Consider the following 12,419-nt stretch of genomic DNA (forward strand, 5'->3'; position numbering starts at 1 on the left):
TATTTAATATAATTTTCAAATGAAAAAAATAATACTTTTTATATCTTTTCTCTTCTATATAACATCAGCTTCAGCGCAGCAAGATCCGGAATACACACATTATATGTATAATATGAGTGTTGTAAATCCGGCGTATGCTACAGGAGTTCCTGCTATGTTAAATCTTGGAGGATTGTACAGAACGCAATGGGTTGGAGCGATAGGAGCACCAAAAACATTTACCTTTTTTGGTCATACCGCCGTGACAGATAAAGTCGAAGTTGGACTTTCATTAATCTCTGATGATATTGGTGATGGCGCAAAAAAGGAAAATAACTTTTATGCTGATTTTGCTTATGTCTTAAATCTTGGAGGAAAAAACAAACTTTCATTAGGATTAAAAGCTGGATTTACCTCGTTGCAAACCAATTTTAATGGTTTTGTTTTGGAGAGTGGAAATGCAAATACAGATTTGGCTTTCGCCGAAAATATAAACGTAACCAAACCAAACATTGGAGTAGGAGCGTATTATTTTAGAGATAATTTTTATGTAGGATTGTCTGCTCCAAATTTATTGAGTTCAAAACATATCGAAGAAAAGTCCGGAATCAATGCTTACGGATCAGAGAACATTCATACTTTTTTAACCGCCGGATATGTTTTTCAAATCAATGATATGGTCAAGTTAAAACCTGCATTTATGTCAAAATACGTAGCCGGAGCACCAATTTCTGTAGATGTTACGGCAAACGTTTTGTATAATAATAAATTTGAACTTGGTGCTGCTTACCGGGTAAATGATGCCGTAAGTGCTTTAATGAATATAAATGTTACACCATCGCTTAGAGTAGGTTATGCTTATGATCATACCCTTTCGAATATGGGGCAGTTTAATTCCGGAACACATGAAATTATGCTGCTTTTTAATTTAGATTTATTAGGAAAAGGATATGATAAATCACCAAGATTCTTCTAAAATGAAAAATATGAAAAAACTACTCGTTATTATATTCGTATTTTCAATACAGTTTATAAATGCACAGGATCTCGAATTGGCAAGAGCCAAGCGATTTTTTGATAAAACATATTACAGCGAAGCAATTGTTCTTTATGAAAAATTAGCCGAAAAGAAACCATCGCAGGAAATAATCAAAAATCTCGCAGATTCTTATTTCTATACCAATGATTTGATAAAAGCACAAAGATATTACAGGCTTTTGATTCAGAACTATAGCAATGATTTAGATCGAAATTATTATTTCAGATATGCTCAGACTTTAAAGGCAAGCAATAGTTATGACGATGCAAATGCTGCCTTAAAAGAATATTATTCAAAATCTGCAAATGCTGATGATGTTGCCAATTTCGAAAACAATATCAAAATTTTAGAAAATGTATCGGCAATTGGGCAGCGATTTGATATTAAAAATCTGGCGATAAACACGCCAAATTCAGAATTTGGAGCAGTTAAATACCATGATAATTTAGTTTTTGCAGGAGTAAAACTAAAGCCGGGATTGTTTGATAAAAAGTTCAAATGGGACAATGAAACGTATTTAAATTTAGTCGAAATTCCATTAAAAAATATTAATTCGGCGGATTCTACGGGACATTATTTTGCTAAAGAATTAAAAACCGGAATGCACGAATCGAATGCTGTTTTTACAAAAGATGGCAAAACGATTTATTTTACCCGTAATAATTCTAAAAAAGGAAGCAAAAAAACAGACGACAAAAAAATCTCAAACCTTCAAATTTTTAAAGCAGAATTGGTCGATGGAAAGTGGACTAATATAACGTCGCTTCCTTTTAATAGTGCTAATTATTCAGTAGAACATCCTGCTTTAAGTTCAGATGAGAAAGTTTTGTATTTTGCATCTGATATGCCGGGAACATTCGGTTCATTTGATATTTATTCTGTAAACATCAATAAAGGAGCTTTTGATACGCCTAAAAATTTGGGACCAATTATTAATACAGATAAAAGAGAACAATTTCCTTTTGTTTCAGATGATAATAAGCTTTATTTTTCTTCAGATGGACATTTGGGATACGGATCGCTGGATGTTTTTGTTTCGGATATTAACGGCAATGAATATACAAAACCTGTAAATGTAGGTTTGCCATTAAACTCCAATTTAGATGATTTCTCTTTTAATATCGATTCAGAAACCAAAGAAGGTTTTTTTGCATCGAATCGTGAAAGCGGAAAAGGAAGTGATGATATTTATTGGTTTAAAGAAATTAAAGAACTAATTGTAGAAGATTGCAAACAGTTTATTGCAGGAATAATTACAGATGTTGATACCAAATTAGCATTAGAAAATGCAATTGTGACATTGCAGGATTCAAATCAAAAAACGTTGAATACGGTTACGACAACCGCTGACGGAAAATTTAGTTTTACCGTTGCTTGCGAAAATTCGTTTACCGTTTTAGCTTCTAAAGAAAAATATACCAGCGAATCAAGATCATTATCTTCAGGAAAAACCAGAAATGCAAGCAATGATGCTTCGATGGCATTAAAATCTCTGGATGTTATAAAGCAAGAAGAGCAACAAATTGCTGAAACTAAAAAGAAAGAAGAGGAAATTGAAACTGCCCGTAAAAAAGAAAGAGAAGCTCTGGCTGTTATTACCCTAAAAGAAGCGCAGAAAAAAGCGAAAGCAGATCAAATTGTAGCGGCAGAAATCAAGAAGAAAGAAAAAGCAGCCGAAATTGCCGCTACGGAAGTCAAGAAAAAAGAAAAAATAAAACAGATTTTAATTGATGAAAAAGATGTTATAAGAGACAAGGACAGGCTTATTATAAAAACTGATCCTATTTATTTTGACTATAATATGTGGTACATCCGTAGAGAATCTAAAGTTGTTTTAGGACGTGTTGTAGAACTAATGAAAAAATATCCGGATATGGTTATCGAAATTGGATCACATACAGATTCCAGAGGAAACGCGAAGTTTAACGAAGATTTATCTCAAAAAAGAGCCAATTCGACCAGAGAGTTTGTCATCCAGTCCGGAATTAATGCAAAAAGAGTTCAGGCAAAAGGTTACGGAGAATCTGTGCCGATTATAAAATGCAAGACAGACGATGCCTGTTCAGAAGAAGAACACGAATTAAACAGAAGATCTGAATTTGTGATTAAGAATCTTTAAAATTAAATTGAAGATAAAAGTCAAAAATAGTAAACCCGACAGTGTTTTTAAAAACCTGTCGGGTTTGTTTTTTAAAGTAAGATTTTAAGAAAGAAGCTTTTTTTTAGCATCTTTTTATTTAACTTTATAAGATAACAATCAATCTAAAAAATAATAATTATGAGAAATCTGGTTATATCCTGTTTGCTTTTGTCTTTCGTTGGACTTCAAAGCTGTAAAAAGAATGAAGAACCAAAAAAAGTTGTCGATGCAGAAGCTGAAAAGCCTGTAAGTACTCAATGTTATAAAGCTGTTTATGAAAAAGATACTCTCAATCTAAAATTAAATACCCTGAAAAACGGTAAAATTGCCGGAAATATGGTCATGAAAGTAGCAAGCGCAACAGAAAGAACCGGTGATATTACAGGAGAATTTCGTGGAGATACTTTGTTTGTAGATTATACTTTTGTTGAAGTAACCAATAAAAATAAAACGTTCAAAAACCCAATGGCATTTTTAAAACGAGACAATCAACTTATTTTAGGAAACGGAACCATGCAAACTACAATGGGAGTAACTTATTTAGTAAAGGATAAACCAATTGACTTTGATCGTGTAAAATATAAATTTTCAACTGCTGATTGTAAATAAGATATTCAAACCCGACAGGTTTAAAAAACCTGTCGGGTTTATTGGTTTTGCAGAAAAGTAGCCACAATTTTGTCATTTCGACCGAAGGAGAAATCTTCATAAGTAACTCCGCAACGACAAACCCGACAGGTTTTAAAAACCTGTCGGGTTTATTGGTTTTACAAAAATTAACCACAATCTTGTCATTTCGACCGAAGGGAGAAATCGCACGCGTAACTCAATAAACATTGGCGATTTTGATCGTAGAATTTCTAGTGTGATTTACTTCGTCTGTTCGCTATCGCTCGGGTCTCCTTCGGTCGAAATGACAAAATCATAACAATAGCCTTAATTGATTTCATAAAAAAAGCCGTTCCTAATTAAGAAACGGCTTTTACTATTTTTAGTTTTTTGTTTTATTATAAAACTTCCCCTTTGATTTTAAGGGCAACTCTACCGTCAGGATAGTTTACGGCATTAGTTTCAACTGTAATTGTTTTACGAATTGGACCAGCTGCCATGTTATACTTTACATCAATTTTACCTTTTTTACCAGGCATAATTGCTGCTGCAGGTTTTGTAACAACAATAGAACTTACAGTAGATTCTGCGCCAGTAATTAAAAGTGGGGCATCACCGGTGTTTGTAAATTCAAAGGAGCGAACTCCATTGTCACTTTTCGAAATTTTTCCATAATCGATCGTATTATCTTGGGCTGCAAATTCAATTTTTGGGCCGTTTTGTGCATAACCTATTGCGCTAAACAATACGACAGCAATAAAAGAGGCTACATTTTTCATTTTAAATTTGTTTTTAAGTTGTAAGTAAATATACATTCTTTTAATTAACACACAAATTATTAATTCGCTTTTTATAGTGTACTTAATTATTTACTTTTGCTGTCAGTTATAAATACAAAAATTGAACCAAAGTTTTTATGGTTTATTTGTTTAACTGTTTAGCCGGCTAATTGATTTATAAAATTTTGGTAATAAAGGACCATTAAAAACAAATCAACGATTAAGCAATTTAACGATTTACCAAATCAACGAATTAACGATTAAACAACCTATTTAAATGACAATTCCAGCACAATTTGACGCTAAGACGATTGAGAATAAATGGTATGATTACTGGATGAAAAACAATTATTTTCATTCTGAGCCAGATCATAGAACGCCGTATACTATTGTAATTCCGCCTCCAAACGTCACTGGTGTCTTGCACATGGGACATATGTTAAATAATACAATTCAGGATGTTTTAATTCGTAGAGCGCGTCTTAAAGGTTTCAATGCTTGTTGGGTTCCGGGAACGGATCACGCCTCTATTGCGACTGAGGCAAAAGTTGTAGCAAAATTAAAAGCCGAAGGAATCAATAAAAATGATTTAACCCGTGAAGAATTTTTGGCACATGCCTGGGAATGGACGGATAAATATGGCGGAACAATTCTGGAGCAACTTAAAAAATTAGGTGCTTCATGTGATTGGGAACGCACCAAATTTACTATGGATCCTGATATGTCAGCATCTGTAATTAAATCATTTGTTGACCTATATAATAAAGGATTAATTTATAGAGGTTACCGAATGGTAAACTGGGATCCGGAAGCGAAAACTACTTTGTCTGACGAAGAAGTTATTTATGAAGAACAACAAGGAAAATTATTTTTCTTAAAATATAAAATTGAAGGATCTGAAGATTTCCTGACGATTGCAACAACTCGTCCGGAAACTATTTTTGGAGATACAGCTATTTGTATTAACCCGAACGATGAACGTTTTACACATTTAAAAGGGAAGAAAGCAATAGTTCCTATTTGTGGACGTGTAATCCCGATTATCGAAGATGAATATGTAGATGTAGAATTTGGTACCGGATGTTTAAAAGTAACTCCGGCGCACGACATGAACGATAAAACGTTAGGAGAAAAACACAATCTTGAAATCGTTGATATTTTTAATGAAGATGCTACATTAAATAGTTTCGGATTGCATTATCAGGGAAAAGACCGTTTTGTGGTTCGTACCGAAATTGCAAAAGAATTAGAAGAAATTGGATCTTTGGCAAAAACCGAAATCCACTTGAATAAAGTAGGAACATCTGAAAGAACTAAAGCTGTAATCGAACCAAGATTATCAGATCAATGGTTTTTGAAAATGGAAGATTTAGTAAAACCGGCGATCCAATCTGTTTTGGTTGATGGAGATATTAAATTGCACCCAAAACGTTTTGAGAATACTTACGCACATTGGCTAAACAATATTCGCGATTGGAATATTTCCCGCCAATTATGGTGGGGACAACAAATTCCTGCTTTTTATTACGGAGACGGAAAAGAAGATTTTGTTGTAGCTGAAAACATCGAAGATGCATTAAAGTTAGCACAAGAAAGAACTTCAAACTTGAAACTTGAAACAAAAGATTTAAGACAAGATGTTGATGCATTAGATACCTGGTTTTCTTCCTGGTTATGGCCAATGTCGGTTTTTGGCGGAATCATGGATCCTGAAAGTGAAGATTTTAAATATTATTATCCAACAAACGACTTGGTTACAGGTCCGGATATCTTGTTTTTCTGGGTTGCCAGAATGATTATTGCAGGTTACGAATATGCAGGCGAAAAACCATTTACAAATGTGTATCTAACAGGTTTAGTACGTGATAAACAACGTCGTAAAATGTCTAAATCATTAGGAAATTCTCCTGATCCTTTAGACTTGATCGAAAAATTTGGTGCCGATGGAGTTCGTGTAGGATTGCTTTTAAGCGCGTCTGCAGGAAACGATATTATGTTTGATGAAGAATTATGTAATCAGGGAAAAGGGTTTTCTAACAAGATTTGGAATGCTTTTAAATTGATTAAAGGATGGGAAGTTTCTGAAACAATTCCACAACCGGAATCATCAAAAGTAGCTATCGAATGGTACGAAGCGAAGTTGCAGCAAACTTTAGTTGATATTGAAGATAATTTCGAGAAGTACAGAATTTCTGATTCGTTAATGGCGATTTACAAACTAGTTTGGGATGATTTCTGTTCTTGGTTTTTAGAAATGATCAAGCCAGCGTATCAACAACCAATTGATAAAGCAACGTTTGATAAAGCAATCGAAATGTTAGAAAGTAACTTAAAATTACTTCACCCATTTATGCCTTTCTTAACAGAGGAAATTTGGCATTTAATTGCTGAAAGAACTCCTGAAGAAGCTTTAATTGTTTCGACTTGGCCGGAATTAAAACCTTTTAACGCAAGTTTGATAACTGATTTTGAAAATACAATTGAAGTAATTTCAGGAATTAGAACCATCAGAAAAGATAAAAATATTCCGTTTAAAGATGCTATCGAATTAAAAGCAATCAACAGCGAGAATATCTCTGTTTATTTTGATACAATCGTAACAAAATTGGGTAATATTTCAGCTTTCGAATATGTTTCGGCTAAAGTTGATGGAGCGTTATCTTTCCGTGTAAAATCAAATGAATATTTCATTCCAATTTCAGGAGGAAATATTGATGTTGAGGCTGAAATTGCAAAACTAACCGCAGAGTTGGTTTATACGCAAGGTTTCTTAAAATCTGTTCAGGCAAAACTATCAAATGAAAAATTTGTTGGCGGAGCACCAGAAAAAGTTTTGGCTAACGAAAGACAAAAAGAAGCTGATGCTTTAGCAAAAATTGCTACAATCGAGCAAAGTATTGCCGGTTTGAAATAAGAAACGGCTTAGCTTTTTAATATAAAAATCCCAATACTAAATTTTAGTATTGGGATTTTTTCATTAACTAAATAACTAACTAACTTGAATTGAATGGGGCAAAAAAGATGATTTTTAGAGATTAGTTTTTAATGATCTTTCTGGTAGTTACAATTCCATTATCAGAAATAAACTGAACAATATAAATTCCAGCATTTTGGTTTGCTATATTTACATTAAATTCCCTGTCTTTATTGGTTTTTTCTTCAAAAACAACACCGTTATAAATACTCGTTATTTTTAAAGTTCCCTGCTCAGCATTGTTAATGCTTATTTTAAATATTCCGTTTGTAGGATTAGGATAAATAGTAAATACTCGTGATTCTTCCGTTTCTTTAAGCAGTATCTCTTCTGTTTTAGAATTTGGTTTTCCGGCTTTTACAAGGGCAAAACGTTCTCCGCCTTCCAATTCACCTCTTAGTGCATCTTCCTGAATAAGATCTAAAGTAATTTGTTCTTCGGCAGGAAAATCTTTCGCTACTCTGAAGTCAAAAGTTATTCCAAAAGTCTCTCCAATCTCGATAGGTAAATTTGTAATTGCAGCATCTCTCGAAGCAATTAGGATTTTATTTTTATCGATAATTTTCACACCTCTTAAACTTCCGTTAGCTTGCGCTTTTTCGAATAAGCGTTCATCAAGAGTTGCTTCTATAGTTCCTCCCAATTCAAAGAAATTATTTTTAAGCTCTTCATTAAATCCTTTATCCACAAATCTAATGTTTACAGATTTAGATCTAATTCCTCTAATAAAAACAGCTGTTGGTGCAACAACATCAGTAGTATTTAAATTATAAACACTTAAGTTTTTCCAGGCAATATTATTGTTGTTTTTGGCATTTGCACCAATACTAATATTGTTTACTTCATTAAACATAGGATCACCAAAAGCTTCAATTCTGGCAGTCAGACAAAAATGATGCTGATCATAAGTAAAATCTCCAGGATTTGGCGGATACCAAGGAATCATTACAATCGCGCTGCTGCCTGCTGTAATAGCAGGAATATTTACTTCGCCAATAAAATCACCATTTATTACGCCACCTACACTAAAATTCACGAAGTTGGTTGGCCATGTTAATCCAGATGAAGCTTTGGCAAAATAAAGTTTTACTTTAGAGGCAGAACTAGAGGCAGTTCCTCTATTATAAACTCTGACATATACGGCATTAGGTGAACTTGTTTTATACTCAGGGTTTTCATGTACAAGTCCTGCATCAATATTTTGGCGTACCCAAATATCATCGCTTATCCACATAGGTCCAGTATCTGAGTTTGGTTCAACTCCTGTATCATATGGTCTGTCTTTTATATAAAGATCAGCCAACGGAGGAACTATTCCCGTCACTATTACACTATATTTTTGATTACCGTTAACCAAACTTCCTTTATGAGAAACCGTTACCGTATAATTTCCTGCCGCTCCAACGATTCTAATTCTCTCAAACGGATCTTTGGTATTATCGCCTAATCCGTTTGTGGTGGCAGTTAATAATCGGTAAGGAAAAGTAGTTCCAGCTGAATTTGTTACTCGAATATCCAGATCGTTGATTAATTTGGCTGTACCAATATTAGCCGTACTTCCGGAATAAGCCACACCTGCGGGATCTGTCCAGGAGATAGAAGCAATTAAAGGATTCACCCCATCAGATGTTACTGTGAAACTATAATTAGTTCCATTATTGAGCGTGTTTTCGTCGATAATTGCATTTGTTCCCTTTTTTGTAATAGTTTCGGCTGCAAATTTTGCATTCAGTAAACCCCAGCCAAATATAGCATCAGGACCAACTGGACCGGCATCATCTGCGGTATGCAAAGCCAATCCTTTTAAGGTTGCGGCGCGCATAAAACCTCCTGTTTTATTTTTGTAATGCTGTTGTAATAATAGCAATGTTCCGGTAACATTAGGAGACGCCATTGACGTTCCGGTTGCGTTTCCGTAACTGGTATTCGTTAATGGTGTTATTACGGATGTAAGTGTAGCAGTCGAATAAAGTGTAGTTCCGTTTCCGGTAAGATCAGGTTTAATTCTTAAATCGTCTGTTGGGCCCTGACTGCTTGAACTATTAATAGTAACACTTGTTAATGCTCCTGAACTGTTTATTACAGCATCATTTGCATTAGCAATTACAAGATTATTTTTTGCAGTTGCATATCCTGTAAGTTTATCATAAGCAGTAAAACCTCCTAACGGACTTGTGTTTGCAGTGTTGTCATTACCATCATTACCGGCAGCTTTTACCATTAAATAATAAGGCGCATTAAACATTAAAAGATCCCAGTCTCTGGCAACAGATTCATATGCTCCAAATCTCCATGGTGCCATAACAACTGTCCCGGCTGCATTTCTTAATCCCCAGCCGTAAGAATGATTCGATATCAACATTCCGTTTGCTGCTGCGGTTGTAGCTTCAGATAAATCAAAATCCCAATTATTGGTTCTTGCATTTCCCTGAAAAGCCATTCCTTTTGCCTGAGCGACTAAACCTGCAGCAACGATAGTTCCGGTAACATGATTGGCATGCTGGCTATTGTTGTTTGTGGTGATAATAGTGGTAACGCCATCCGTAATAGTGACTCTTCCTCCAAATTCGTTATGGGTAGGAAGTGTGGCTCCGCCATCCCAAACATAAGCAGTCATATTTTGTCCGTTGAGTGCGAGACCTAATCCACCGCCGGAATTCAAATAATTAGCGCGGGTTGATTTTGCCGCATCTGCATTTTCGGGTGTAAAATAAACAGGAGATTTTCCGTCTGGCGAAACATCCATTAGTTCACTTTGCGTACCATCTTTATTAATAAATGTCAGAGCCCAGCCATTTGCCCGCGCAAGACTTATAGCTCTCTCTTTATTTTTAGCCGCTTCGTCTTTATATCTCACGCTTAAAGATTCCAGTTCTGTAACATTTGTACCGGACTTAATTGTTTCGATATCATTTTGAGTTTGGGAATACATCATTCCACTCACACAAAAGAAAATAATTTTGTATAGATTTTTCATATGATTATAGATTTTATGGGGTTAAATTTTATGAAACTTTCTTGTGGAGAAAAAGGAGGACTTCTGTCGCTGATGCTTCCTGAGAATTCATGCAGCATGCTAAATTTCATTTTCATAATTTTGAGTATTAAAAGGTTAATAAAAAAATACTTCTGAAAAATTAATCTGTCATTTTATTTACAAAACACATTTTTTTTGTATGAAATTACTTTAAGGATAACAAAGCTCGTTAAAGTAAATGAAGTTGAATAGCGTATAAATACCTGATTTTTAATTAATTGTAATTTTGTAAGAATAAATCATAAAATTGTAGGTAAATAAAGGGTGTGTCAGTTATTTTATACTGTTCTAAAGGGCTGGAATCGCGATTTTAGAATAAAATATTGATATAAAGCCACAAAAAAACCGTCTCAATTTTTACATGGAGACGGTTGCTTTTTTGAAATTACAGCATGTATCTTATTTTGATAAATCCTGTGTAATTTAATATGTTGTTATACTTTTTTCTTTCTTCTTAATATTAAAAACAAAGGATAAGAAATTAAAGTAATAGCCACGATAATGATAAAACTTTTTGGATCACTGTAAACAAACCCAATTAATAATGCCAGCGAAGCTATAATTGCAATTATTGTTGTAAAAGGATACCAGGCAGATTTATAGGGTCTTGGTAAATGAGGTTCTGAAATTCTTAGTTTTATAAGAGAGCAATATGCCAATCCCCAAACAATAATAGAGGTAAAGGCGGCAAATGAAAATAAGACTTCAAAGGAACCAATACAAATCAGGAACAAACTGAATAATGAGGAAACTAAAAGCGCCACAATTGGAGTTCCGCCTTTATTGACAGAAGTTCCTTTTTCGATAAAAAAACCATCGCGGCTTAATCCGTATAAAATTCTGGGCGGAATCATCATAAAGGCATTTAGAATGCTGATCAATGAAAATATAGAAATAACAGTAACTATTATAGCTCCGTTTTTTCCAAAAATGACATTGGCAACATCGGCGGCAGCCAAATTTGATTTTGCTATAGTTTCTATTGGTAAAACGTGAAAGAAAGCAACATTCAATAAAACATAAATTGCGATTACCAGTAATACGCCGCTAAACAATGATTTTGGAATATTTTTACTTGGATCGTCATTTTCTTCTGCAAAAAAGCAAACGCTGTTCCAGCCATTATACGTTCCGATGATAAGCTGAAGTGATTTAAAAAATCCAAATAATAAACCAATTTGTACGAGTGAATTATCTTTAGGAATTGGCGCTAATTTAACGCCTGAATACATAAAACACGCCACAAGCAAAGCAAAAAAGCAAATGACTTTTAGTAAACTGGTAATTTGCTGAATTAAGCTTCCGTTTTTTACGCCGCTTAAGTGTAATAATACAAAAGCAATTAATAACGAGATTGCCATTTGGGTTGAAAACTCCCGAAGGCCCGGAAATAAAATAATCATGTATTCACTGATAACAATACAGTAAAAAGCGGGCGGAATAACATTGGTAATATAATCAAACCAACCGGATAAGAAACCGGCATATTCGCCAAAAGCTCTTTTGATATAATTGTAAGATCCTCCGGCTTTAGGAAGCATTGTAGCAAGCTCTGCGTATGAATTGGCGCCTATTAAAACAAATAATCCGCCAAAAAGCCATGAAGCAATGACAAGCCAGTAATTATCTAATAAACCTGCAATTGAACCCGGTGTTCTCAAAATTCCAACTCCTATTGTTCCACCAATTAATACGGCAATATTAAAACTTAATCCTAAACTTTTCTTTAATTGGTTTTTTGACATATTTGGAATTTATTTTGATGGGGCAAAAAATATCTGCCCAACAAAAGTAATACAATTAGTAGACTTTATTTTGTGGAAATAAAAAACCTCATTTAGTTTATAAATGAGGTTTTATAG

General features: G+C 34.1%; 7 protein-coding genes. 4 read left to right on the forward strand and 3 right to left on the reverse strand.

Annotated features, from left to right (window positions below; all coding sequences use genetic code 11):
• Nucleotides 1-19 precede the first annotated feature (19 nt).
• From ASF10_RS05150 to ASF10_RS05160, 3 genes are all read left to right on the forward strand, one after another.
• On the forward strand, nucleotides 20-955 hold the full coding sequence (locus ASF10_RS05150) for a type IX secretion system membrane protein PorP/SprF (protein ID WP_056246294.1): 936 nt from the start codon (nucleotides 20-22) through the stop codon (nucleotides 953-955).
• 10 nt (nucleotides 956-965) lie between these two features.
• Complete coding sequence (locus ASF10_RS05155) at nucleotides 966-3,137, forward strand: OmpA family protein (protein ID WP_056246460.1); 2,172 nt, start codon at nucleotides 966-968, stop codon at nucleotides 3,135-3,137.
• Between the two features lie 159 nt (nucleotides 3,138-3,296).
• The gene (locus tag ASF10_RS05160; RefSeq protein WP_056246295.1) at nucleotides 3,297-3,767 is read left to right on the forward strand and encodes a hypothetical protein; all 471 of its coding nucleotides are present in this window, start codon (nucleotides 3,297-3,299) and stop codon (nucleotides 3,765-3,767) included.
• 398 nt (nucleotides 3,768-4,165) lie between these two features.
• Here ASF10_RS05160 and ASF10_RS05165 read toward each other — a convergent pair whose 3' ends face one another.
• Nucleotides 4,166-4,546 carry a DUF1573 domain-containing protein gene (locus ASF10_RS05165; RefSeq protein WP_056246463.1) on the reverse strand — a complete coding sequence of 127 codons (381 nt, stop codon included), beginning with the start codon at nucleotides 4,544-4,546 and terminating at the stop codon, nucleotides 4,166-4,168.
• Nucleotides 4,547-4,823: 277 nt separating this feature from the next.
• On the opposite strand from ASF10_RS05165, the gene ASF10_RS05170 reads away from it, so the two are divergent.
• On the forward strand, nucleotides 4,824-7,460 hold the full coding sequence (locus ASF10_RS05170; RefSeq protein WP_056246298.1) for a valine--tRNA ligase: 2,637 nt from the start codon (nucleotides 4,824-4,826) through the stop codon (nucleotides 7,458-7,460).
• A gap of 121 nt (nucleotides 7,461-7,581) precedes the next feature.
• Here the strand turns inward: ASF10_RS05170 and ASF10_RS05175 are convergent, their stop codons facing one another.
• Both ASF10_RS05175 and ASF10_RS05180 read right to left on the reverse strand, forming a co-directional pair.
• Nucleotides 7,582-10,497 carry a S8 family serine peptidase gene (locus ASF10_RS05175; protein WP_131726507.1) on the reverse strand — a complete coding sequence of 972 codons (2,916 nt, stop codon included), beginning with the start codon at nucleotides 10,495-10,497 and terminating at the stop codon, nucleotides 7,582-7,584.
• A gap of 494 nt (nucleotides 10,498-10,991) precedes the next feature.
• Nucleotides 10,992-12,302, reverse strand: coding sequence for an APC family permease (locus tag ASF10_RS05180; protein ID WP_241774907.1), 1,311 nt, complete (start codon nucleotides 12,300-12,302; stop codon nucleotides 10,992-10,994).
• Between the last annotated feature and the right edge of the window lie 117 nt (nucleotides 12,303-12,419).

The organism is Flavobacterium sp. Leaf82, assembly GCF_001422725.1.
In the GTDB taxonomy this organism is placed as follows: domain Bacteria; phylum Bacteroidota; class Bacteroidia; order Flavobacteriales; family Flavobacteriaceae; genus Flavobacterium.

What these genes read in the sequence shown, in the direction of transcription:
- ASF10_RS05150 (WP_056246294.1), top strand. Translation starts at nt 20, where the DNA reads ATGAAAAAAATAATACTTTTTATATCTTTTCTCTTCTATATAACATCA.
- ASF10_RS05155 (WP_056246460.1), top strand. Translation starts at nt 966, where the DNA reads ATGAAAAAACTACTCGTTATTATATTCGTATTTTCAATACAGTTTATA.
- ASF10_RS05160 (WP_056246295.1), top strand. Translation starts at nt 3,297, where the DNA reads ATGAGAAATCTGGTTATATCCTGTTTGCTTTTGTCTTTCGTTGGACTT.
- ASF10_RS05165 (WP_056246463.1), bottom strand. Translation starts at nt 4,546, where the DNA reads ATGAAAAATGTAGCCTCTTTTATTGCTGTCGTATTGTTTAGCGCAATA.
- ASF10_RS05170 (WP_056246298.1), top strand. Translation starts at nt 4,824, where the DNA reads ATGACAATTCCAGCACAATTTGACGCTAAGACGATTGAGAATAAATGG.
- ASF10_RS05175 (WP_131726507.1), bottom strand. Translation starts at nt 10,497, where the DNA reads ATGAAAAATCTATACAAAATTATTTTCTTTTGTGTGAGTGGAATGATG.
- ASF10_RS05180 (WP_241774907.1), bottom strand. Translation starts at nt 12,302, where the DNA reads ATGTCAAAAAACCAATTAAAGAAAAGTTTAGGATTAAGTTTTAATATT.